Origin of the sequence: Marinifilum flexuosum (assembly GCF_003610555.1) — a bacterium.
Classification (GTDB): domain Bacteria; phylum Bacteroidota; class Bacteroidia; order Bacteroidales; family Marinifilaceae; genus Marinifilum; species Marinifilum flexuosum.
Window position 1 is genome coordinate 441240 of the sequence record NZ_RAPQ01000008.1, and the last position, 25513, is coordinate 466752.

General features: G+C 36.7%; 22 protein-coding genes. 12 read left to right on the top strand and 10 right to left on the bottom strand.

The window, feature by feature from the left end; translation table 11 throughout:
* Positions 1-4: 4 nt before the first annotated feature.
* On the top strand, positions 5-847 hold the full coding sequence (locus tag BXY64_RS01905) for an MBL fold metallo-hydrolase (protein ID WP_120238285.1): 843 nt from the start codon (positions 5-7) through the stop codon (positions 845-847).
* Between the two features lie 27 nt (positions 848-874).
* On the opposite strand, the gene BXY64_RS01910 is transcribed toward BXY64_RS01905, so the two are convergent.
* The 8 genes from BXY64_RS01910 to arsC form a co-directional block, all read right to left on the bottom strand.
* Complete coding sequence (locus tag BXY64_RS01910) at positions 875-1216, bottom strand: hypothetical protein (protein WP_120238286.1); 342 nt, start codon at positions 1214-1216, stop codon at positions 875-877.
* A gap of 32 nt (positions 1217-1248) precedes the next feature.
* The gene (locus BXY64_RS01915) at positions 1249-1689 is read right to left on the bottom strand and encodes a DUF2752 domain-containing protein (RefSeq protein ID WP_120238287.1); all 441 of its coding nucleotides are present in this window, start codon (positions 1687-1689) and stop codon (positions 1249-1251) included.
* Complete coding sequence (locus BXY64_RS01920; RefSeq protein WP_120238288.1) at positions 1670-2140, bottom strand: hypothetical protein; 471 nt, start codon at positions 2138-2140, stop codon at positions 1670-1672. Before BXY64_RS01920 ends, BXY64_RS01915 begins: the two co-directional genes overlap by 20 nt.
* A gap of 38 nt (positions 2141-2178) precedes the next feature.
* On the bottom strand, positions 2179-2688 hold the full coding sequence (locus tag BXY64_RS01925; protein WP_120238289.1) for a thioredoxin: 510 nt from the start codon (positions 2686-2688) through the stop codon (positions 2179-2181).
* Between the two features lie 75 nt (positions 2689-2763).
* Positions 2764-4920 carry a methylmalonyl-CoA mutase gene (gene scpA, locus BXY64_RS01930; protein WP_110361309.1) on the bottom strand — a complete coding sequence of 719 codons (2157 nt, stop codon included), beginning with the start codon at positions 4918-4920 and terminating at the stop codon, positions 2764-2766.
* Positions 4921-4974: 54 nt separating this feature from the next.
* Positions 4975-6840 (bottom strand): methylmalonyl-CoA mutase family protein, encoded by a 1866-nt coding sequence (locus BXY64_RS01935; protein ID WP_120238290.1) that lies wholly within the window; start codon positions 6838-6840, stop codon positions 4975-4977.
* Between the two features lie 175 nt (positions 6841-7015).
* Positions 7016-8065, bottom strand: a complete 1050-nt coding sequence (locus BXY64_RS01940) for an endonuclease/exonuclease/phosphatase family protein (RefSeq protein WP_170150550.1) — start codon at positions 8063-8065, stop codon at positions 7016-7018.
* 105 nt (positions 8066-8170) lie between these two features.
* Positions 8171-8512 carry an arsenate reductase (glutaredoxin) gene (gene arsC, locus BXY64_RS01945; protein WP_120238292.1) on the bottom strand — a complete coding sequence of 114 codons (342 nt, stop codon included), beginning with the start codon at positions 8510-8512 and terminating at the stop codon, positions 8171-8173.
* A gap of 163 nt (positions 8513-8675) precedes the next feature.
* Between arsC and BXY64_RS01950 the strand changes: the two genes are divergently transcribed.
* Positions 8676-8888 carry a hypothetical protein gene (locus BXY64_RS01950; RefSeq protein WP_120238293.1) on the top strand — a complete coding sequence of 71 codons (213 nt, stop codon included), beginning with the start codon at positions 8676-8678 and terminating at the stop codon, positions 8886-8888.
* 7 nt (positions 8889-8895) lie between these two features.
* Here the strand turns inward: BXY64_RS01950 and BXY64_RS01955 are convergent, their stop codons facing one another.
* On the bottom strand, positions 8896-9561 hold the full coding sequence (locus tag BXY64_RS01955; protein ID WP_120238294.1) for a Crp/Fnr family transcriptional regulator: 666 nt from the start codon (positions 9559-9561) through the stop codon (positions 8896-8898).
* A 123-nt stretch (positions 9562-9684) separates the two neighbouring features.
* On the opposite strand from BXY64_RS01955, the gene BXY64_RS01960 reads away from it, so the two are divergent.
* Positions 9685-10134 carry an OsmC family protein gene (locus BXY64_RS01960; protein WP_170150551.1) on the top strand — a complete coding sequence of 150 codons (450 nt, stop codon included), beginning with the start codon at positions 9685-9687 and terminating at the stop codon, positions 10132-10134.
* A 52-nt stretch (positions 10135-10186) separates the two neighbouring features.
* Here the strand turns inward: BXY64_RS01960 and prfB are convergent.
* Positions 10187-11285, bottom strand: a protein-coding gene (prfB, locus tag BXY64_RS01965) for a peptide chain release factor 2 (RefSeq protein ID WP_120238296.1) whose coding sequence is annotated in 2 segments (ribosomal slippage) — positions 10187-11221 and positions 11223-11285 — 1098 coding nt in all. Because the reading frame shifts where the segments join, the coding sequence is not laid out codon by codon here.
* A 505-nt stretch (positions 11286-11790) separates the two neighbouring features.
* Here prfB and BXY64_RS01970 point away from each other — a divergent pair.
* The 9 genes from BXY64_RS01970 (at position 11791) to BXY64_RS02010 (ending at position 25209) form a co-directional block, all read left to right on the top strand.
* Positions 11791-12654 (top strand): hypothetical protein, encoded by an 864-nt coding sequence (locus BXY64_RS01970; protein WP_147375855.1) that lies wholly within the window; start codon positions 11791-11793, stop codon positions 12652-12654.
* A 53-nt stretch (positions 12655-12707) separates the two neighbouring features.
* A complete protein-coding gene (locus BXY64_RS01975; protein ID WP_120238298.1) occupies positions 12708-13592 on the top strand; it encodes a DUF6175 family protein in 885 nt (294 codons plus the stop codon).
* 25 nt (positions 13593-13617) lie between these two features.
* Complete coding sequence (locus tag BXY64_RS01980) at positions 13618-15735, top strand: LamG-like jellyroll fold domain-containing protein (RefSeq protein ID WP_120238299.1); 2118 nt, start codon at positions 13618-13620, stop codon at positions 15733-15735.
* Positions 15736-15781: 46 nt separating this feature from the next.
* Positions 15782-16351, top strand: coding sequence for an LPP20 family lipoprotein (locus tag BXY64_RS01985; RefSeq protein WP_120238300.1), 570 nt, complete (start codon positions 15782-15784; stop codon positions 16349-16351).
* A 14-nt stretch (positions 16352-16365) separates the two neighbouring features.
* Positions 16366-17340 carry a hypothetical protein gene (locus tag BXY64_RS01990; protein WP_147375856.1) on the top strand — a complete coding sequence of 325 codons (975 nt, stop codon included), beginning with the start codon at positions 16366-16368 and terminating at the stop codon, positions 17338-17340.
* 43 nt (positions 17341-17383) lie between these two features.
* Positions 17384-22258, top strand: coding sequence for a VPS10 domain-containing protein (locus BXY64_RS01995; RefSeq protein ID WP_120238302.1), 4875 nt, complete (start codon positions 17384-17386; stop codon positions 22256-22258).
* A gap of 12 nt (positions 22259-22270) precedes the next feature.
* Positions 22271-23323 (top strand): M23 family metallopeptidase, encoded by a 1053-nt coding sequence (locus tag BXY64_RS02000; RefSeq protein ID WP_120238303.1) that lies wholly within the window; start codon positions 22271-22273, stop codon positions 23321-23323.
* A gap of 82 nt (positions 23324-23405) precedes the next feature.
* Positions 23406-24074, top strand: a complete 669-nt coding sequence (locus tag BXY64_RS02005) for a hypothetical protein (RefSeq protein WP_120238304.1) — start codon at positions 23406-23408, stop codon at positions 24072-24074.
* Positions 24075-24198: 124 nt separating this feature from the next.
* Positions 24199-25209, top strand: coding sequence for a hypothetical protein (locus BXY64_RS02010; RefSeq protein ID WP_120238305.1), 1011 nt, complete (start codon positions 24199-24201; stop codon positions 25207-25209).
* Positions 25210-25513: the final 304 nt, after the last annotated feature.

Below are 25513 nucleotides of genomic sequence, written 5' to 3' on the forward strand. Positions count from 1 at the left end.
TATCATGGAAATATACAATATAGAAACAGGAAATTTTATGTGCGATGGAGGAGCAATGTTTAGTGTTGTTCCTAAAGTAATGTGGAGTAGAAAATATCCTTCGAACGAAGACAATTATTGTAATTGCGCCATGAGAAGCATGCTTGTTATTGATGGCGAAAGAAAGATATTGATTGATAATGGAACAGGGGATAAGCAAAGTGAGGAGTTTTTCAAACATCAACACCTAAATGGTGATGCCAATATGTTGGATTCTTTAAAGAGTGCTGGATTTTCAACTGATGATATTACAGATGTTGTTTTTACCCATTTACATTTCGATCATTGTGGAGGAGCGGTAAAATGGAATTCTGATAGGACTGGATATGAGTTGGTATTTAAAAATGCTCAACATTGGGTTAGTAAACAGCAATGGGAAAATTATTTAAATCCGAATATTCGCGAAAGTGATGCATTTTTTGATGAAAATGTAATGCCGGTAAAGGAAGCGGGTAAGTTGAACTTGGTAGAGAGTGAAGGTGAATTGTTTCCAAATTTTAAAGTGAAAATTTTTGAAGGTCATACACCTGGATTGATGATTCCAGTAATTAATTATAATGGTCAAGAGGTTGTTTTTGCAGGTGATTTTATTCCTACAGCAGCAAATGTGCCGGTAAAATGGTTGGCTAGTTATGATTTAAATCCAAGCGCATCATTAGCTGAAAAACAAGAATTTCTTGCTGAGGCTGTTGAAAAAAATGCCATTCTATTTTTACAGCATGATATTACTACGGAGTGTTGCAGTCTTACAAAAACAGAAAGAGGTGTTAAAGTGGATAAGTGTTTTCCTTTTTCGGATATAAAATAAATTTATACTATAAAATTAAAGCTTGCATCATGATGCAAGCTTTAATTCTGTATTGTAGGTTTGATATTGACTTAGTGCATTTTCAATATTATCAATTCTCTGAAATACTGTTTTCTTGGTTCCAAAATCAGTATAATTAGAATCGAGATAGTTCATGTGGTATTCAACCAATCTGAGTTGAGTTGAGAGACTTGAGGTCGTAAATTTCTTTTTCAGATCAATATGTTTGATTCCATTTTGATCTAACAGCTTCTGAATATTAACTCCCGCCTTAACAATCCTTCTTGAAAGATTATTCTCGTTATGAACATGTAAGACCATAACACTTGTTAGCAGAGCTAAAAATAAACTAACCAGTATAAATGACATATCGCAAAAGTTTAATAAATATTAATCTCCATTCAATTTACGATAAAATTTTTGAATAGTTCAAATGTGAAAAAAATCAAAGGCTTGAAAACCAACAAAAAAACTAATATAGATAAAGTAATGTCCGCAAAAATATAGGTGTTAATCCAAGAAAATGATTTTTTCATCAAGAAAAAAGTAAATATTCTAAAAATCAACTGAAAAGCAAAAAATAAAAAGATTTGGATGCTGTAGGGATTAAGTTCTTTTGCTGATTTAACATCACCTTGAGTAAGAGCTGAAAAGCTACGAGAAAGACCAGATGAAGGGCTATCACTACCTGTTAACTGGGAAAAGACAGATGGTATTGGATGATTTATTTTGGGATGTGAGTAAATTGCCGAATAAATAAATATTCCGGTTATTATTGATGCAAAAATGAGGTTGATTATTTGATAGCTACTTAGGCTATTCTTATTTTTTATTGGTTTCAATTTCTACCTTAATTTTCATTTCAAGGCTATCTACCTCATTGGCAATTGAGTCGATGTTGATTTCTTCAAGTTGCTGTTCCAATTCTTCTAAGGCTTCTTGTAAATCCTGATTATGAACAGACTCTTCAATAACTTCTTCAATTACCTCTTCAACAAAACCTTCAATCTCATCTTCGTTCATACTGGCTACTCCAACAAAAAAGAACAACCATAATGATGCCACTAGAACACCTAAAACCGATACAATCAATGCGCCAATATTTAAACCAATTGCGCCATTATCTTTATTGGCTTTGCTTAGGCCTATGATACTTAAAATTATGGCAATAATTCCTGGTACAAAGGCTACGAAGCCAATGCAAGGAATAAATCCTATAAAGAGAGTTAAGATACCAAGAACCAAAGCAATGATTCCTAGGGTTTGTCCTGAGTTAGAGCGTACTTGTTCCATTTTAGATTGGTGATTGTTATTTAGATATTGCTAATATACTAATTTTTGGAAAGGATTTTTAAAAGGTCTTTCTCAAGACTTTGATTGGGTGTTTCAATAATTCTTCCTATTTCTTGATTGTTACGATAAATTATTGCAGTTGGCACTCTGCTTACATTATTAGCCTTTGCATTATAATTGGGCGACTCTTTCTTTGTGTCCAAAGCATTCATGCTTAGCTTTTCAAATGGGAATCTAATTTCATCAAGAATTTTTATAAATCGTGGTACTTCACGATGTGAATCATGACACCATGATCCCAGAATCAAATCTATTCTTACATTTTTGAATGATAGTTTTCTAAGCTTTTTAATGATTCTGTTTTTAGCTTTGTATTTCTTGTATTCCGGTCCATACCAATCTTTACAGAGATCTAACTCAAAAGCTTCGAGAGTAACTTTGCCATACAATACATGTTTCTTTAAACGAGTATCTTCTATGGTTTTATTTTGAGCAGATGTGTTTAAATTGAAGAGGATAAAAAGGAAAAGCAAAAGAGATTTATTCATGATGCTAATGTTTAGATAAAAAAAAAGACAGGAAGTAAAACCCCCTGTCTTTAAATATAGTGATAATCTTACGAATTAGTCTTTGTATTGCTCGATCAAGATTTCCAACATTTGGATCGCACATTTAGAAACTTTTGTTCCAGGACCAAATACACCTGCAACACCTGCTTCATAAAGGAAATCGTAGTCCTGAGCTGGAATTACACCACCTGCAGTAACCATGATATCTTCACGTCCTAATTTTTTCAATTCCTCGATAATTGCAGGAACCAAAGTTTTGTGACCAGCAGCCAATGAAGATACACCTACCATGTGTACATCATTTTCTACAGCTTGCTTAGCAGATTCTTCCGGAGTTTGGAATAATGGTCCCATATCCACATCGAATCCCATATCAGCGAAACCAGTAGCAACTACTTTACCACCACGGTCGTGACCGTCCTGACCCATTTTTGCAATCATGATACGTGGACGACGTCCAGTTTGCTCTGCAAATTTATCTGCCAATTCTTTCGCTTTTGCGAAGTCAGCATCTTCTTTCGATTCTGATGAATATACTCCTGACACGGTTCTAATTACAGCTTTATATCTACCACAAATTTTCTCACATGCATCTGAAATCTCACCCAATGAAGCACGTAATTGTGCAGCTTTAACAGCAAGATCCAATAAGTTACCTTCACCTCCGTTTGCACATTCAGTGATGGCTTCAAGAGCAGCCTGAACAGCTTTCTCGTCACGGTTAGCGCGAAGCTTAGCCAAACGTTCAATCTGTGCAGTACGTACAGCAGTGTTATCAACTTCCAAGATATCCAATGGATCTTCTTTCTCCAAACGATATTTGTTAGTACCAACGATAGTTTGAGTACCAGCATCGATTTTAGCCTGAGTACGAGCAGCAGCTTCCTCGATACGAAGTTTTGGAATACCAGACTCGATAGCTTTAGCCATACCACCTAGTTTTTCAACCTCTTCGATGTGAGCCCAAGCTTTGTCTACCAATTCCTGAGTTAATGATTCTACGTAGTAAGAACCTGCCCATGGATCAACAGCTTTACAGATAGTTGACTCATCCTGGATATAAATCTGAGTGTTACGTGCAATACGTGCAGAGAAATCTGTTGGAAGTGCAATCGCTTCATCCAATGCATTGGTGTGAAGAGACTGAGTGTGACCCAATGCAGCAGCCATAGCTTCGATACAAGTACGACCAACATTGTTGAAAGGATCCTGCTCAGTTAATGACCAACCTGAAGTCTGTGAGTGAGTACGCAATGCCATAGACTTAGGGTTCTTAGGATTGAATTGTTTTACAATCTTCGCCCAAAGTAAACGACCAGCTCTCATCTTAGCAATCTCCATGAATTGGTTCATACCAATTGCCCAGAAGAATGACAAACGAGGAGCAAATGCGTCAACGTCCATACCAGCAGCAACACCTTTTTTCAAATATTCCAAACCATCAGCAAGAGTGTAAGCCAACTCGATATCTGCAGTTGCACCTGCTTCTTGCATGTGGTAACCAGAGATAGAAATTGAGTTAAACTTAGGCATCTTCTGTGAAGTATATTCAAAGATATCAGCAATAATCTTCATTGAGAACTCTGGTGGGTAGATGTATGTGTTACGCACCATGAACTCTTTCAAGATATCATTCTGAATTGTACCTGAAAGCTCTTCCAATTTAGCTCCTTGCTCCAAACCTGCAACAATGTAGAAAGCCAATACTGGAAGTACAGCACCATTCATTGTCATCGATACAGACATCTTGTTCAATGGAATCTGATCGAAAAGGATCTCCATATCCAAGATAGAGTCGATAGCAACACCAGCTTTACCTACATCACCAATTACACGTGGGTGATCTGAATCGTATCCACGGTGAGTAGCCAAGTCGAATGCTACTGAAAGACCTTTCTGACCAGCAGCAAGGTTACGACGGTAGAATGCATTCGATTCTTCAGCAGTAGAGAAACCTGCGTACTGACGAACTGTCCAAGGACGCAAAGGATACATAGCTGAATAAGGTCCGCGAAGGAATGGAGGTAAACCAGAAACGAAGTTAAGGTGTTCCATACCTTCTAAATCTTCCTTGTTAAAAGCTGTTTTAACAGGAATTTGCTCAGGTGTCATCCAAGATTTTTCAATGCCGTTTTCCTTTTCCCATTCCTGAGAAGATGCAGCAGCTCTTTGAGATGACTTGATATCTATATTTTTAAAATTTGGTTTCATTTGTCTTAATTTTTTGAAGTAAAATTTGAAAATCTACTTTTTCGTTCTCCTCAATTACTTGATACCAAGATCAGCTTGGTAAGCTTTTAATGTTTCAAGTACGTTCGACTTCACGTTGATAAAGTTTTCAACACCTTTAGCTTTTAATTCTTCAGCACAAGCAGGAGCACCAGCAACAACAACTGTAGCTTTTCCTTTTAATGCTTCATAAACTTCAGGAGCGATAGTTGCGTACTCATCATCTGATGAACAAACAACAACGATTTTCGCGTTCTTCTCAGTTACAAATTTTACTCCTTCTTCAACAGTAGTGAATCCATTGTGATCTTCCACGTCGAATCCAGCGCAAGCAAAGAAGTTACAAGCGAACTGACCACGAGCTTTACGCATGTTCAAGTTTCCGATTGGGAACATCATCACTTTTGGACGACCGTTTTCTTTCGCGTAAACATCAGTTTTGTAACGCATTGCTTCGAAAGCCTGAGCACCACGGTATGGTTTCAAAGTTTCGCACTCTGCATTTGCATCAGTCTTGTCTTCAGCTTCGAATAAAGCAGCATCCAACTCTTTTTCTGCAACTTCACCGAAGTTAGGGAACTGGTTAGTTCCTAAGAAGTTTTCTTTACGAGTAGCAACAGCCATATCTCTCTTCTGAGCAGTAGCTTTGATCGTTTCCTGAACAAAACCAGCTTTGAAAGCAGCCAGGTAACCACCTTTTTCCTGTACTTCAAGGAATAGTTTCCAAGCTTCTTCACTGATTGATTCAGTAAGAGATTCAATATAGTATGATCCTGCAGCAGGGTCAGCAATTTTTCCGAAGTGTGATTCTTCTTTCAACAATAACTGCTGGTTACGTGCGATACGCTCTGAGAAATCAGTAGTGTCTTCGTAAACAGAGTTGAAAGGCTTAACTGTGTATGAATCCAAACCTCCAAGAACAGAAGACATAGCTTCAGTTTGAGTACGAAGCATGTTTACGTATGGATCGTAAACAGTTTTGTTCCAATCAGAAGTTTCTCCGTGGATAAACATTTTACACATTTCTTCAGAAGCACCAAATTCTTTCAAGATGTAAGCCCAAAGCATACGACCTGCTCTTAGCTTAGCAATCTCCATGAAATATTTAGAGCTGGTTGCAAAGTTGAAACGAATTTTTGGAGCAATTTCTTCAATTGACAAACCAGCTTCCATCAACTTGCTTATATATTCAGCACCGGCAGCTAAACTAAAACCTAATTCTTCAACGATAGATGATCCTGAGTTGTTGAATAATCTACCGCCAACAGCAACAACTTTAAAGTTTGGAAGTTCTTGTGCAGCTTCAACAGCTTCTTTCAAGTAGTTGTATGAGTTTTCTTCTGAAGTACAGAATTTACCACAAGCACTGTAACCACCTAAAATATCAATAGCAACACCACCTTGAACTTTGTCAAGAGCAATTCCTTTTTCAGTTGCAATTGCCTGTAAGTTTTTAATTAACTCTACTGAACCGTGTGATTTTTCGAAGTTAACTTCAACACAATCCATATAAACACCTTCTAACAAAGTTGCTAATTCATCTTTGCTAAGGCTTTTCCAATTTAAAACGAAACCTAATGAGTCGATACCTTTGTTAAGAACGTCAAGAGCTTTTGCGTTTGCAGCCTTTACATCTTCAACGATGATATCCTGACGGATAAACCAGTCGTTGTTGTCTTTCTTGTTTCCGCGTACATATGGAAAATCTCCAGGATAAGTGTTCATGTACATCTTATCTTCCATGTTTTCCAGTCTGTAGAAAGGCTGAACATTGAATCCTTCATTTGTTCTCCAAACTAACTTTCTATCGAAGTCAGCGCCTTTAAGGTCTTTAGTGATTTTGTCGATCCACTCCTGTGTAGATTGTGGAGCAAACTCACTAAATAGTTTATTATCTGCCATAACTGTAACTGTTTAAAAATTAGGGTCTAAAAATAAGCCCTTTTTATCACTTTGAAAAAGTTTAAAAAATGTTTTGCATCATACTTCTAAAACACCTTTTTAATTAGGAATGACGAATTAATAATTACGAAAACAAGCCATTGGATTATGGTATGTGCTTCTCGTAATTCGTAATTTAAAACTCGTAATTCACGATAATAGGTGCATGATCAGAGATTTGCATCCACTCTTGTAAAGTCTCTCCACTTTTATCGATGAACTTTTCGTTTGTAAACAGATAGTCCAGTTTTCGATTCCAGTAAGCATTCTTATCTGTGGTATGCGTAAAATGATCTTTGTTATTATTTTGATATTCATTCAAAGGAATGGCCGCCTGGTAATTTTCATAAAAAGGCATCATCCATTCTGTTTCGGCTGAATAATTGTCTGCTTCAAATTCTTCATTGGTACAAACCGAATCATCAAACTTGCTTGTTTGTTCAGTATAAGGAGGAAGCGAATTAAAATCACCTCCAAGTATTAATTGATCACCACTTAATGAGATTGCATCAGCATAAGCTTTAATAATATCCAATTGCTTTTTCTTGGTATCGTCCTTTGCATATGCCGAGGCATGAGTGTTCAGAATATGAAGTTTCTTACCTTCATGTTCCATTTGAACATCCAGAATATTTCTTTTTAAATAAAAATACCTAACAATGAAATTCTGCGATTGAATTAAAGGCAGGGCAATTCTTTTTGCATCGGTAAATTTCCATTTTGATAGAATTGCATTGCCAGAATCCATTTTACCAATACCATCACTAGGAATTTTGGAAGCTTTCCATTGCGATGCATAAGCAGCATAATTTAAATCGGTATTATTGAGCAGATATTGAACCTGATCAACAAAAGCACTTCGCTTGGCATTTACATCGGCTTCTTGTATAAGTAATATATCTGGATTTACTTCACGGATTTTTTCAGCCAAAGCGTTCATGTGATTGATCACTTCCGATTTTTCCATAATGACACGATCGCCATGACAATCAAAAAAGAAATCGATTCGGCCTCCACCAAATTTAATGTTCCAGGTCATTACTTTAAGGGTATCCGGAAAGCTATATTCTTTTATTTCCTTGCTTTGATATAGAGAAACCTCAGGGCCAATCTTGGTGTTAAATGGATCGCATGCTGCTGAAATTACCGAAAGCATGATCAGGTAATATTTTCTGAATATCTTCATGTTCCTCAATTGATTTAATAGCTTAAAAACTGGCATTAAAACCACTGTTGAATTCTGTTGCACAACTCAATTAGGTGATTAAGAAAGATCTAAATTATCAAGAGATTATAAAATCTCGTCAGCGTTTTCGGCAGGATCGGCAAATACAGCTTTACAATCTTTTACGATTATCGGGCGTTGGATTAGCTTAGGGTATTCAATCAATATTTTGATCCATTCTTCACGATTAAAGTTTTTACCTTTAAAATCACTTTTATAGATTTTTTCCTGAGTTCGAATGATTTCCTGAGGCTCTTTGTGCATTCTCATCAGTACGTCAGCAAGTTCTGCTTCGGTAAATTCTTCTTTTAAATACAATCTGATTTCAGGTTCTAAACCTTTCTCCTGAAGGTATTTTAATCCAGCACGGCTTTTTGCACATCTTGGATTGTGATAGATCTTTAACATTGTGTTGTTGTGTATCTTTGGTTTTGTGAATACAAATATACGGCTTTCGGAAAAATTAGCCGATATATCTTAATGATAAAATTCGGATGTGTTAATTGTCACATAATTGACAAAACTTTTGCAAAATCTTTATTAGGTTTGAGCTAATAATAATTTAGACAAAATGAAGAACTTTTTTAACAAGAGAAAATTTGAAATTATTGGCGGATTGATTGGTTTGTTAGGTGGTTATCTTTATTGGCGATACGTTGGTTGTGTATCAGGTACCTGTCCAATAAAAGCCAATTGGTACACCATGGTTCCTTATGGAATGTTGTTTGGGATTCTTTTGGGAGGACTATTTAAGCCAAAAGAAAAAAGCAAATCGGAGCATTAAAGAGCTGTCAACCATATTTGGCAATTTCCTCTAAACGCGAGGCATCGATAATTGTAATGGATTTACCATTGCTATCGACTAAACCTTCTTTTCTAAAATCAGCAAGATTTTTTAAAACACTCTCTTTGGAGAAGCCAATGATTCTAGCTATTTCTTGCCTGGTTAAAGGAATCTCAAATGAATTGCTATCAAAGTTTTTCTGAAATTCACAGATGAGAAAAGCAAGTGCACCTGCAGAATTCTTCTCTTTTAATTTCATTTGCCAGTTGAGAAACCCTTCATTTACCCATGATATATATTGAATAAAAGCCATAGAAAATGCACCATTCTCTTTCAATAGCTTGGTGAAAGTTTCTTTATCTAATAGTTCAATAGAACACTTGGTTAATGCACGTGCTGAAAAACGATACTGAGCTGTTGAAAAGACACAATTAATCCCTATGAATTCGCCATTAAACAGTAAGCTGAGTATTTGGTTTTTCGGAGCTTGATCCAATGATAATTCAACAATTCCTGATTTGAGGAAATAAATATTATTAACTGGGCTTCCCTTTTTCACAATTAGCTCTCCGGCTTCAAAATTAAGGCTGTTGCTATTTGAATAAAGCTCATTATATTCTTTGGTTGATAGAATAGAAAGGCAATTCTTTCCTGAATCGTGAATTTGTTCCATGTTAATTCTCTTGTCAAAGGTGTAAAATTACACCCTCCGATATATTTAAGTACACAGGGTTGAAGTTACCTTCCAGCATCTACCTGCTTACTTTTGTAAATGTACAATTTAAATCAGAAAAGTATGGAGCAGATGGAAATTCAGAAAATAGATTTTCTTATTGAATCAAAGACCAAATCTAATTCAAGGTCAGAAATAAGTGTAAGGAACTTTAAAGTAATGGTTGATGAACCAGAGCCATTGGGAGGAACCGATTTGGCTCCTAATCCTGTGGAGTATATTCTTTGTGGGTTAAGTGGATGTATTCATATATTGGCATTTAAGATTGCTCATGAAATGAATATTGAACTTAAAGATTTAGATATTGAGATAAAAGGAGAACTAAATCCAGAGAAGTTATTTGGCATGTCTACTAAGGATAGGGCTGGTTACCAAAATATAGGGATTGTGTTGAAGCCCGTGTTTGAAGCTACTGAAGAACAAAAAGAAAAATGGTTGAAAATAATGCAAGAGAGAAGTCCGGTTTTGGATAACCTTTTAAATCCTACACCAGTATTGATTACATTAGCATAGCTTATAATTATCAAATGAAAAGGACGTAATTTTATTACGTCCTTTTATGTATTTAGTTTTTTTCCTCTCCTGCAAATTCCATTAGGAAGGACTTGATGAATCCATCCAAATCGCCATCCATTACTCCTTGAACGTTGGACGATTCATGTCCGGTTCTAACATCCTTTACCAATTTGTAAGGTTGCATTACATAGGAACGAATTTGTGATCCCCATTCAATTTTCATTTTGGAACCTTCAATTTTATCGATCTCTTCCTGTCGTTTTCTCAATTCCAATTCGTACAACTGAGATTTTAATAAGCGAAGAGCATTCTCACGATTTCCAAGTTGAGATCTACTTTCAGTATTCTCAATGATAATTCCAGTTGGAGCATGTCGCAGTCGAACTCCGGTTTCAACTTTATTTACATTCTGCCCACCGGCACCACCAGATCGGAAAGTATCCCATGAGATATCTGCAGGGTTAATTTCAATCTCAATACTGTCATCAATTGCAGGGTATACATATACCGAAGCAAAAGAAGTCATGCGTTTGTTGGCAGCGTTAAATGGAGATAAGCGAACCAAACGGTGTACTCCATTTTCTGATTTCAGATATCCGTAGGCAAAATCACCTTCAAATTCTAAAGTTGCCGATTTAATTCCTGCTTCGTCACCTTCCTGATATTCCAGTTGTTTGACTTTGTATCCATGTGATTCTCCATAACGAAGATACATTCGGTGCAACATATTTGCCCAGTCACAACTTTCAGTTCCACCAGCTCCTGCATTAATTTTAAGAATTGCTCCCAGCTTATCTTCTTCCTTACGAAGCATGTTTTTTAACTCTAAGGCCTCTATAAGCTCTTGAGTAGTGGCAAACTGCTCATCAACCTCTTCTGGAGAAGCTTCTCCTTCTTTGGCAAAATCGAAAAGAACGGCCAAATCATCATACGATTCTTTTACTTCGTTGTAGGATTCTACCCACGATTTAAGGCCACGAACCTTTTTCATTTGAACTTCTGCTTCCTTCGGATTATCCCAAAATCCAGGAGCTTGAGTTCTCATTTCTTCTTCTTGTATCTGAATTAGTTTGGCATCAATGTCAAAGATACCTCCTTAACGCTTCCGTGCGTTCCGCTAAACTCTTTAGCTGGTCTGTTGTAATCATTCTATTAAATCTATAATTGAGCAGTAAAGGTAATCAAAAGTCCACAAAATCGTTGAAGTGATTCTGGTCACATCACTTTTGCCAATATAAAATCCGCGAAAATCTGTTCCATCTGTGTCATTCGTGTTCCAAGGGGAGTATAAATCTGAATTGATTTGGCATCAATGTCAAAGATACCTCAGACCATCTTTCTGGCGCTTCCGTGTGTTCCGCTAAACTCTTTAGCTGGTCTATGGCCTTTAATTATTAGGCTGTAAATATGTGAACCGTTAGCAATTAAAATGAGTTGATTTTTGTAGGGGTATGGTTGAAGGTTAAACTATATAGAAAGATTATTCGCCTTGGATTCCTTAGGTCAATTGTTTAATAATTAAACAAATCGATTCGATAGATAGGTACTTCTACCTTACTGATAATCAATTTTCTTTCTGTTATTTTATGATTCGTTGGTGTATTGGATTAAAGCACCATAACTAAGGCTGATTATAAATTTAAAAAGAAAAACATGAAAAAACTATCTGTACTCTTAACTCTAATGATGATGGTGAGCATCTTATTTGCTCAGGAAAAAAAAGAAGTGGTATTGGTTGGGGATATCAAATGTAGCTTTAAAAATTCAGAGCAATATGCCAAGAATGTTCATGATGTAATTGTGCAAGCATTTGTTGAAAAAGGTTTACACGAGGTTATTGATATCAATACTTTGTCTGCTGTTGGTCAAGAAATCTATCGTCAGTCGGGTGAGGCCGCTATGAATGAAGCCAATTGGAAACGCTTGCAGGAAGCAGGTGTAAAAGGTGCAGACTGGGTGGTAACTGGTACTTTATCGAATTATGATGCTGTTCCAGTGAAAAATGATAAAGGACAGGTAACAGGTTATGGTGGAAAACTAAATTTTGTTTTCAAGGTGACCAACCTTAAAGATGGAACTCAAAAAGGCATGGCAGATATTGCTTGTTCAACATTTTTATCAGAAAAAACAAAGGATGCTGCGATTATGAAGGCAGTAAAAAATGCAAAAGATAAAGTTATCAAGAAGATTAAAGGCATTTTTCCGATCACAGCAGAAATCGTTGAAATTACTGCAGAGAAAAAAGGAGCGGCAAGAACTTTAACAATTGAAGCAGGTGCTGCACTTGGAGTTCAAAAAGGCGACCAATTTAAAGTGTGTGAAGAAAAAGTTTTCAGAGGTAAAAAACGATTAATTGAAATTGGTAGAATTAAAGTATTGGAAGTTCAAGGCGATGATTTTGCAGAATGTAAAGTAGTAAAGGGTGGAGATAAAATTTTGGCAGATTTTAACGGAGAACTAAAGATTTTTGCAGAGATGATTCCAAGAACTGGACCATGGCCTCCAATTAAAATGTAAAGCATTAATTCTTTAAAATGAAAGTTAGAATAGTTTCAATAATCATCTTTTGTATGTTTTTGTTATCAGCCTTTGTTTCAAAGGCTGATTCCTACTCTGTAGGTGATTCTTATACAATGGAAGTTGTAGATGAAATGCAACTCCCAACCATCATGGTAATTCCTTACAAAAAGTCAGGAGAATCCTACAAGGATATTCTTCAGAATGATTTCGATAAAAGAATTGCCGTTGCTGCTGTTCAGGAAGGCTTTAACCAAAGAGGTGTTACTACCATTGATTTTGAGGCAAAAATGAATGCGGCCATGCGTTCGGCAAATTTCGAAATGAATGATGCCCAGACAGTAGACAAACAGCTGATTCGAAATTCAGGATCTGACATCTATGTTTCGGTTGATATCAAAAAGGATTTTGCAGCCAATGGAAACAGAGTTTCCTTAATTCTGAAGGCCTATGAAACGGCATCAGGAAATATCATTGCTAGCAAACAAACTTGGTCGCCGCGTTTTCGAACTTCGGCTATAGATAAGCTAGCTTCTCTGTCAATTAAAATCATGTTGGATGATTTTTTGGCCCAGGTAAATACAAATTTCCAGAAGAAGGCCAGCAGTGGAAACACCATTGTGTTGAATGTCTCAATTGCTAGCGATTCCATGACAGATATGGATACTGAACTTGGAAACGATATGATTCCATTGTCAGACCTATTGCGTCTTTGGGTGAAAAAGAATGCCTTTAAAGGCAAATATCATGTTCAGGGATCGGTTGCAGAAGCGGTGATATTCGATCAGATTCAAGTTCCACCTAAAGATGAAAATGGAAATCCGTTTAGTGTGAGTGATTTTGCTTTCAATCTTTGGGATTATTTAAGAAGTGATGTGGGCATTGCCGTTAAAAAAAGAGTGGATGGCAATACGGTTTATATCACCATTCAGGAATAGTTGATTTCAAACAAATAGAATAACAATGAATTTTCTTGTTTTAAATAAGAAAGGTACTAGCTGGAGTTCTTTATGGACTCTGGCCCTGTGCCTTTTACTATTAATTCCAATTCAATTGATTGGACAGAATAGACCTTCGTGGGTTAGTAGTCGACCAATTAATACCATGTATTATACAGGTATTGGATATGCAGAAAAATCGCAGGAAGACTATATGAAAATTGCCAAACGTAAAGCACTTAGCGATTTGGTTTCCGAGATAGAAGTAAAGCTTGCCAGCAAGTCTTTGCTAAATACGTTAGAAGACAATGGACAGGTATCGACTTCTTTCAAGGAAGATATCAAAGTGGAGGCTCAACGCACCATCGAAGATTACCAATTGGTAGAAGCCTGGGAGAATGATACCGAATATTGGGTGTACTATCAGTTGAATAAATATGATTACAAAGAAAAGGAAGGTATTCGAATCGACAGAATTCAACAAAAGGCTTACGATAATTTGCAGAAAGCAAGGAGACAAAAGATTTCTGGAAACATATCAGGAGCTATTTTTAATTACGTTGAAGGTTTAAAGCTCATTCAGAATGACCTGAATAAGAATCTGGCATACCAGGTGAATGGCGAAACCATATATCTGGGGAATGAGCTGTATCAATCTTTACTTGGTGCTTTCGATGATGTTCAGTTATCGGCAATACCGAGTTCAGTAAAAGCACAAAACTTTCAGGCAGTTAAAGAACCAATCAGTTTAATTGCAAAACAAGGTGCATATTCTATTGCAAACTTGCCTTTAAAAGCAGAGTTCACTTCTGGTTCCGGCGAGTTGAATGCGAACCTTTTAACCAATGAGCATGGTAGTGCAAAATTGCAGATTTTAAATGTGACCAGTAAGCAAAGCAGACAGGTGGTACGCATAAAACCTGATATGGAAAAACTTTGTGCTGCCAACGATAAAATGGTTCGAAACTTAATTCGCACCATCAAATCGATACCAGAGGCGCAGGTGACTATTAATCTGGAGGCACAAACGTTAAAAGCCTTTTTAAGACAAGGGCAATATGGCAATTCAGCATTGATCAAATCTGTAAAAAGGATTTTGAGTAACAATTACTTCAATTTTGTTCCCAATGAAGCCTCAGCAGATGTTATTGTGGATTTAAGTGAAGAGTTTCGAAAGGGAGGTACTGTTCCTGGTGAGATGTACAACATGAAGGAGTATTTCACATCGGTGAGTTTACAGATTGTGAAAAGAAATACGCAGGAAACAGTTTTTCAGTATTCGGTAAACGACCAACGATCTTTAGCTCCGGAAAGTACTTCTGAATCAACCGCACGCATGTCGGCAAGTCGCAGTGTTTTAAAGAAGATGCAGCGAAAGCTCATTCAAGAGTTGAAAAAATTGCAAATGACCATTGATCATTCTGCTGCTGCTGCTCCAACGGTTCAGCCCAGAGTTCAACAAGAGAGAGTGCAACAAACTAGCAATACACAAACTCAGGGGTTATTGGTTCCATCGGGCTTATTGGCCTACTATACATTCGACGATGGAACAGGGAAAAACACAATCGGTTTGAGCAATTACAATGCATTGGTACAAGGAGATCATGCTCCAATGGTAATCAATAGTACTTTAAGTGGGGCGGGTAAATCGGCACAATTTAATGGCGATTCTTATTTGGCAATTCCCCAGCATCCAATCGAAAACTGGAGTGCTTATACCATTAGTGCATGGGTAAAAACAAGTTCGGGAGGAGCCATTCTTGGACGCAAAGCTGCAGGCTGCACCATTTTAGGAACTACGCTTCAAAATCAGTTGTTCTATCAGAAAAGATATTCCGATGGAGGATACCTAACATTTGATTTTGATGCCAACCGATTGTTGCTGGACAATCAGTGGCACATGATCACCTTAACCGTTGAGGTTTTGGAATATGAATCACGTTCAAAATTGTTTGTAGATGGCCAAATGGTTTTGGTTGAGAATACTAGGATGCGTGGCAAAATTAAGAGTGGCGAAGGTGGTTTTATTGGCTACGATCCAGGCGCAAAAAGGTATTTCACAGGCGAGATTGACAACCTGAGAATTTACAATCGACAGTTGCGTGAGAATGAAATTCGACAACTCTATTTCAAACATCAATAAGAATAGAAATTACACAATACAATAAAAATTTAAAAATTAACAAGAAATGAAAACACGTTTAGGAAAATTATTTGCAGTAGCAATGATGGGTGCAATGTTCGCATGTTCGGCACCACAACAGGTAGCACAGGTTCAACAACCAGATGAAGTAGATTTTGATGTTCCTTGTTCAGGACCAGAATACTTTACCAATGGAGAATATTTTAGAGCGTCAGCTGATGGTTTAAGTCCAAATATGAGTATCGCTAAGAAAATAGCATATGCTGATGCCCGTGCCGGTTTGGCTTCAGAAATTCAAGCTAAAGTAAATGTTGTGACAGACAACTATTCTTCACAGCACGATTTTAATGGAAATCAAGAAGCAAAACAGCGTTTTCAGGACCTTTCAAGAAGTATTGTAAGTCAAACGCTTAATGGTACACGTGTGATTTGCGAAAAAATGAAGAAAACCAAAGATGGTAAATTTCATTGTTATGTTGCAATGGAACTTGCAGGAGAGGAAATCATTAAGAATATGGCAGATAGAATTAGCAGCGATGACAAGCTGAAAATCGATTTTGAATACGAAAAATTCAAGAAAGATTTTAAAGAGGAAATGGCTAAAATAGGATCTTAATCAATCGTTTTTTCATGACAATGAATATCAAATCACTTTTGATATTATTAGTAGTTTTCTTAGGTAATCTACAACTAAAAGGGCAGGTTCGGGATTCCTGTTCTTTGGTTGTGGATTCTCTGCAAACTCAATTTCCACAAAATTCGGAAGATGGCAAATTTCCAGACTGGATTCAGCTGGCAACCTCCGATGAGTTTTGTATTGGAGTTTCCGATCCTTACATGGATTCGGATATGGCATTGGAACAGGCCAAATTGAGAGCGGTTGCCATTGCTTGTTTAAAAAAGAATCTTGCCTACCGATCGATTGTAGACAATTATACCTCCGATAAAAAGGAAAGGTACGCCAGCTCAAAATTTGTGAGCTTAACCAATGTTTTGTCGGCTGCTCAAGTCGATTTAAAATCTTTGCCAATAGAAAAAAGTTTCACTTCAAGTTTCGATGAGGTATTTGTTTTGGTGAATTCGGCAAATATCAGGCAAATATCAAATGAATGCGACAGTACAAATACCATTCGAATTTCGGCAGATTTACTGCAAAGTGAAATCAAAGGCTCCAGAGAGGAGAGCTATAGTTTTATCAAGCTTTACATCAATACACCCAAGCAATATCCCATTAAGGAGTTGAAATACTACTCCTACAATACCCAATCGGGAAAGGATATTGTTTCAAAAATTAACCAGTTCGAAATCAAATTTCCTTCCGGGATATTTCGGTATCAGCCATTTCAAAAGTCTGATACAACAGCTTACCAAAATGGAATGATAGATGCATCGCTGCACTATTCGTTTTGGAATGCCTACCTCGATGTGATTCTGAATAACCTGCTTTTAATGACCAAGAATGGAGGAAAAGTAAAGTCGGTGGGCGATCAGTACAATACCATGTTTAAGAATTTATTTCGGGTTGTCGATTATCAGAAAATGAAGTTTAGCATTACGGATATAAATGTGGAAGGCAACCGATTATATATGAAAACTAAATTATAAGCAGATAAGATTTGCAAAGCATAATACTACAAACAAATAACTAATGAGACGAATTATTTTAACAATTATTCTAATTCAATTCCTAACCACAGGAATCTATGCACAAGCTTGGCTTGATTATTTACCTAAAAAAACAAAGTCAGAAGAAGCAGTTGGAGCCAATACTTCGACAAAAGCATCTTCAACAACAGATGTTGAATATACTTTAAAAGATTATCAAGAAGCTTTTAATACTTACTGGAAACCATATAATGTTAATGGCAAAGGTTATTATTATGAAAATGGCGTAAAGAAAAAAGCTTACGGATGGAAACAATTTAAGCGTTGGGAGTGGAATATGCGTGGCCAGGTAGATGCCAAAACTGGAAAATTCCCCGAAAAATCGGCTCAGGAAGTTTTTAATGAATATTTTAAAACGAACAAGCGTACAAAATCTGCCACTATTGATGCCTCCAATTGGACAGTAATGGGACCAAACAATTCGTTGGGAGGCTATGCCGGTATCGGTCGTATCAACTGTATTGCGTTTCACCCTACCGATAACAATACTTACTGGGTTGGAGCACCTTCTGGCGGATTGTGGGTTACTCACGATAATGGTAACACCTGGACTTGCCTTACAGATAATAACAATGTAATGGGAGTTTCTGATATTGTAATCCCTTCTGATTATGAAACTTCTAAAACAATATATATTGCAACCGGTGATAGAGATGGCTGGGATAATCGTAGTGTTGGAATATTAAAATCGATTGATGGGGGCCTAAGTTGGAAAAAAACAGGATTGTCAGCTAATTTAAATGATGGCCTAATGGTCAATCGTTTATTACTTGATCCAAATGATGATAATATCATTATTGCTGCTACTAATAATGGTGTTTTCAAAACAATTGATGCTGGAGAAAGCTGGAATACAAAGTTATCGGATTTGGAATTTAAAGATATGGAATCTAAACCAGGTGATTTCAATACATTATATGGTTCTACAACTTACGGATCAGAGGAAGGAGAGATTTATGTTTCAGAAAATGGAGGTTCTAGTTGGGATCAATCAATTAAAGTGACTGATGGTCGAAGAGTGGAACTAGCTGTTACAAAGGCTAACCCATCTATAGTATATGCTGTAGTGGGTAAATACGATTCAGCATTAGAAGGGGTTTATAAATCTACAGATAGTGGAAAAAGTTTTACCCAAACACTTAGTGGTGCTAAATTAAATTTATTAGGATACTATGCTGATGGCGCAGATGAAGGTGGTCAGGCTGGTTATGATTTAGCTATTGAAGCTTCTCCAAACGATGAAAATATTCTATTGGTTGGAGGTATCAATACCTGGCATTCGATAGATGGTGGAAGTAACTGGACTCTTACGAATCATTGGGTTGGAGATGGAGGCGTAGCTGAAGTACACGCTGATAAACATATGTTAAAATACAGAGAAAATGGTGATTTATTTGAGTGTAACGATGGTGGAATTTATATTTCAACTAATAATGGTAAAGAATGGATTGATAAAACCAATGGGATTGTTATAAGTCAAATGTATAAACTGGGGATTTCTCAAACGGTAAAGGATGAAGCCATAACCGGACTCCAGGATAATGGTACTAAACTAGTAAGTGAAGGTAGTTGGAAAGATGTTATTGGTGGCGATGGTATGGAAGGTATTATTGATTTTACTAACAAAAATATTCAATACGGAGCATATCAGAATGGAAACATACAAAGAACCAAGGATTACTGGAACACTAGTGTAGATATAACTCCTCCTGAAGCTGGACCTGGAGCTTGGGTTACTCCATATATAATCGACCCAAACGATCACAATATACTCTATGCCGGGTATAATGAAGTATGGAAAACTACCGACCAGGGAGATAATTGGAGTCTTATTTCAGATTTAAAAGGTAGGAAAATATCAGTATTAGCAATTGCACCATCCAATAGTTTAATTTTAATCGCTGTAGAGAATAATAATATTTGGAGAACAGACAATGGAGGAAAAAATTGGAAAGAAATTACAAATAATCTTCCCGTTGATCAGTCTTTAATACAGAGTGTAATCATTAATCATTTCAATGATAAAGTAATTTGGGTTTCTCTTAGTGGTTATAATTCTGATAATGTGTATGAATCAAAGGATGGTGGAGAAACATGGACAAATATCTCCAATGGTTTACCTCAATTGCCTTCCTATTCACTTGTGCAGAACATACAGTCAACAGATGAAAATCATTTATATCTGGGTACAGAGTTAGGGGTTTACTTCAAAAAAGGAGACAATGATTGGGAGTTATACAGTGCAGGTCTACCTAATGTTAAAATTGGGGAATTAGAAATCTATTATGACAATGATGATGTAAACAATTCAAGACTTCATGCAGCAAGTTATGGTAGGGGATTATGGCAATCACCTTTAGTTTCTCCAATTGCAAATTCACCTGTTGTTAAAACAAGAGAGGTAGCATTATTGTCTTACACATCAGCTCAAGTTTCAGGAGAGATTGTTAGTGAAGGATCTTCAACGGTAACAGAAAGAGGCTTTGTTTGGAGTACCCAATCTAATCCTACTATTGATGATGATAAAATTATTGTAGGTGAAGGTGTTGGGATTTTTAATGCCGAATTAGACAATCTAAGTTCGGCAAGCACTTATCTTGTAAGGGCTTATGCTACCAATTCAACAGGTACATCTTATGGAACAAATATAGAATGTAAAACAGGATGTAATCTTCCGGAGACTCAGGCTGCCAATTTGATTGTTGATCAGGTTAATGACAATAGTATTACCATCAATTGGATAAATAATGGAGATCCGGTTCTTGTTTTGGCAAAGAAAAATACAGCAGTCGATTGGGAGCCTGAGAATGGAGTAATATACGAAGCAAACTTAAATATAAAAGAGGGCGAAGATATTGGAGGAAATAATATTGCCATTTATTCTGGAACAGAAAGTACGTGTACTGTTTCCAATCTGGATGATAGTTACACTTACCATTTTGCGGTGTTTAAATACAATTCAGATGAAATGTGTTACAATAACGTTGATCCGGCAATAAGCAATGCAACAACAGCTGGATATTGTGCTGCAAGTGGAGGAGGAAATTTATATTTGGAAACGGTTAAACTGGCTTCAATAGTTAATCAAAATAATGGCTATCAGGGATACGGTAACTTTTTGCATTTATCTACGAAATTACAAGTTGGAAACACACACATCTTAACAGTCGAAAATGGGTTGTCAAATTCAGGTAATGACTTAGGTGTATGGATTGATTTTAATGATAATAAAAGTTTTGAAGATGAAGGAGAAAATGTGATTTGTGCTCCAGGTAGTTGGGGAGCTGGAGATTTTAATCTTGTTATTCCTGCTGATGCAAATTTAGGTGAACATAGAATGCGCATTAGAACCAAATATGAAGAAGATGACTGTGGATCGAGTTGTGGAGAAACAGGTTATGGAGAAGTTGAAGATTATACCGTAAATATAGTGGATGAAGAGTTGTATTCTTTTACAATTTATGTAGATGATGAATTGGGATATTCGGTAAATGAAGCTGTTGTCAGCCTTAATGGATATGATTCTCGTGTAACAGATCAATCTGGAAAAGTGGTATTTTATAATATTTCTCCGGCAAATAATATTGAATACACAATTAGCAAGGAAGGTTACAGGAAATATACTGGGAATGTTTCAGTATTAGATCAGGATGTTAATGAGTATGTTCGCTTGAAAGTAGCGGAATATCAGGTGAAATTCGTGATATCTGATGCTAAAGGAATTGTGCAAGATGCCGATGTGAACCTTCAAAATTACGGAACTGTAAAAAGTAACAATTATGGAGAAGTTATTTTTAATAGTGTTACTCCTGCCAATAATTTAACTTATCAGGTTTCAAAAGACGAATACGATAAGTATTCCGGAAGTATTAATGTTGTTGATGAGGATGTTGTTGAAAATGTTACTCTAGTTAGAAATGTGTTCAATGTTGACTTTACTATTGTAGATCAAAATGGAAGTATTGCAGGAGCCGAAGTAATTTTGGATAATGAGGCAAAAACTACTGATGCATCAGGAAATGTAAGCTATACCAAAAAGGTCGGAGACTATGACTATATAGTATCAGCCGCTGGTCACGATTCTGAATCAGGCTCAGTAAGCATTGCCAATGCAGATGTTAATAAAGAGGTTGTTCTAACCAAAAACGAGTTCAATATTACTTTTACAATTGTTGATAATAATGGAAGTATTGCAGGAGCCGAAGTAATTCTGGATAATGAAGCAAAAATTACCGATGCATCAGGAAATGTAAGCTATACCAAAAAGGTCGGAGATTATGACTATATAGTAGCAGCCGCTGGTCACGATTCTGAATCAGGCTCAGTAAGCATTGCCAATGCAGATGTTAATAAAGAGGTTGTTCTAACCAAAAACGAATTCAATATTACTTTCACAATTCTTGATAGAAGTGGAAGTATTGAAGGAGCAGAAGTAAATCTTGATAACGAGCTAAAAACTACCGATAAATCAGGCTCTGTAAGCTACATCAAAAAGCTTGGAGATTATGACTATACAGTATCTGCAAATGGTCATGATTCTGAATCAGGCTCTGTAAGCATTACCACTGATGATGTAAGTAAGGAAATAGTTTTAAGTATAGTTACATCAATATCTGAGATTGAAGATAATTTATTTAAAGTGTATCCTAATCCTACAAATGGATTGGTTAAGATTGAAGGTAAACTATTGAATAAAGCTCGTATTACTTTGATTGATATTAATGGTAAAGTTTGGAAGGTTAAAACCTCAGATAATATTTCTTGTGAACTAGATTTATCATCATATCCAAGTGGTATGTATATTCTAAGAATAGAGAAGGAGAATGAAGTTTATAAAAAGCGTCTAATTAAGCAGTAAATTTTTAATACAATGAGGAAATTTATTTTAATATCAGGCCTTTTATTGGCCATAGTAAGCTTTTTTTCTTTAGAAATTAAAGCTCAGGAATTAGATTCGTTCGAAGCCTACAAGAAGGCTGAGAAAGCCCGATTTCAAAAATACAAGGAAGAATACAAGCGACAATTTGAGGCTTTTAAAAAAAACGAGCTCGATTGGAACAAGGAAATATTAGGGATTGAAGTTGAAACGCCTATATCGGAAAAGGTAGAGGCAAAAGACAAGGATTTGATTGCAAAGCCGCCAGTTCCAAGCTATGTAAATCTAACGGCAAGTTTAGATGACGAGATCAAACAAATTAAGCGCAAAGTAGAGAAAATCAAGATTGAGAAAGCTCCTGCAGAAGCAATGAAATCTGCCGAAATACAGTCAGAAGCTAAGCAGGAAACAAAGGTGCAAACAGAAGTGGAGCAGCCACAAGCAATGACCAATCCTACATTGGCAGCCAAGCACAGTTCGAGCTCGAATCAGATGACAAACCCGGTGGCTTCAAATCCCAAAGTCAATCATACACCAAGTCAGAAAATGGCTGATCCTACCGTGAAGGCCAAGGGAAATGAGATGGCAAACAGCCAGCCAACTGCAACAGCAATAGACAACCATAAGGCAAGCTTAATAGAGGTTGAAAAACGAAGCATACCCTCTACAAAACCGATTGTTGCAAAATATCGATTAAGCTCAAAATTTGGCAATCGCTTTCATCCGACCTTGTATCGTTGGCGTTTTCACGGAGGAGTAGATATGGCTTGTCCGAAAGGTACCAACATTCATGTTCCTGCCGATGGGGTAATTGTAAAATCGGGATGGAACGGCGGATATGGCAATTACATTAAGGTGAAGCACGCTAATGGCTACGAGACCATTTATGGGCACTTGTCGAAAGTAAGTGTGAAGAAGGGCCAGAAGGTGAATAAAGGTGATGTAATTGGCAAGGTAGGTAGTACTGGTCGTTCAACCGGACCGCATTTGCATTACGAAATCATCAAAAACAAAAAGCGTGTGAATCCTGAGCGATTCTTCGGATAGAAAAAACAATTATAAATGATGAGTTATGAATGTTGCTCCTTAATTCATCATTCATAATTCCTAAATCATAATTTAAATACTCATGATAACCAAACTATTTAAAATACTAATCCCTCTGCTGATTTACGCTTTTGGCCGTGAATTCATTGCCACCCTTCAAATGGTATCATTTGCAGATGTATTTCAGAAAATATTTTTTATTGCCCTGGGAGGAGGATTTCTATTCACAACAATTTTTATAAAAACCCATGGCTATCTGGCCATTTTGGCCCACGAATTAACCCACAATGTGCTGGGCGTTTTAACCTTTAATAAGCCCATTGCTTTAAATGTTGAAGCCAATAGTGGAGGATATTTCGCCTACCAGGGAAAGCAGAATGTTCTATCGGTATTGTCTCCTTATTTCTTCCCACTGCTAACCGTTTTTATTTTCCCCATCTATTTTATTTTGGCCAGTTCGGGAGCCGAAGTCTATTTCGGATTATTGGGAGCAACTCTTGGATTCTCATTTTCCATTGCCATTCGTCAGGGCAAACCTCACCAACCCGATTTACATGTATTCGGCATCACCTGGTCTTACCTAATCATCCTGTTTTTTCAAATCTTGATTTGGGGATTGCTCATTTCCTTTGTGATTGGAAGAATACCAATGTTGGTAAGTTTTGTGAAAATGAGTACCGACCATATTATTGAGCTTTACGAAATAGCAAAGACCTTGGTGATGATGGGATTGGATATGATAAAGGGATAATAACAGAATTAGACATTAACTAAAATCAGAATATGATCTAGGAACAAAATGGAGTTCAGAACCCATGTAAAAAAACGAAGCGGATCCGAAAAGCTATACGAGTAGGAAAACTAATACCCAAAATATGAAAAAACTGCTTATAGTAATTCTACTGTTTGTTCTCTGTGGAACAATTGGTGTGCAAGCTAGTGCTTTGGCTCAGACCGATCCTTCTGTAGAGAATACGACAGAGCAAACGACCCCTGCCGATCAGACCGAATCAAAAGGAGGAGGAATCGATTGGATGCAAGTAATTTTTGCAGGAAGCTATTTATTAGGCGTTTTTGTATTGTTTCCTTTGGTAGTTTATACCAATTACCAGGAAAAAATGCTGGGCGATGAAAATCCTGATAAGTTTAAAATACCTGAAGACTTATCAGAAGAAGAGCGAAATGACAGAGCAGAACAAGTTTTGGTGGGCATAGAGGAGAAACTAACTCCTTTTACCGATGATGAGGGTAACGAAATGATTACCATTACCAGCGGTGCTCAAGCCAGATATATGCGTCATGGATTAAACTATATCAACACACGCTTGTGTCCTAGCGACCCAGTTGTATGTGCACGTGTTGAGGAGTTTTTAAATGTGTACAAGGACAGAACCACAAGAGAGTTCACCGGATCGAAATGGATACTGGGATGCGCAATTGGTATTTTGGTATTTATGGGCATCATGGATATTGGCATATTGCTTTCTTCATTTACCTTGATTCATATTATTGGGATTACATTTTATTACTTATCGAGCCGAACAGCAAGGTATGCCTTGGAGAAAAGAATGGAGAACTTTAACTCTCGCAAGCTAGGTATTATTGGAGGTGTTATGGCTGCCTTGTTTGCAGGATTTTCTATTAAAGAATATGTTAGTGTAAACGGAGGTCCTTGGCAAAGAGATTACGAATCGGAGGGAACATCAACCATGATACTAATTGTAGCGATTGTAATGGTTGCCTTTTTCGTTGGATTCCTGGTAGCTTTTTTCGGAATATTAAACTTTATCATCAACTATTCTACCTCATTTATCAACCCACTGAAAAAGCCAGAGGATTGGTATGCTGCGAAATTTAAGGAGCAAGAGGTAGCAATGGTTTCTTAAGAATTTCTGTTGCTTTAAGCTGGATAATAGAATCAACCATTTTGGAAATATTGTTAGTAGGAACAATTTACTGGTGCCAATTTGGTTGGTTCTAACTTTACAGACTTCAAATCAATTCGTTTGAAACAAATTAAAGCTTAAGATAGGCTCAAACTGATTGGAAAAATGAAAATTGAAGCTTGAGATGCACTCAATCAACTTGATTGATAAAAATTAAAGCGTGAAGCAGAGCCCTGCAATTTGTTTGGCCCCAATTGAAGCTTAAGTTGGCTCCGCCCAAATTGAGCGAAACAAATTAAAGTGT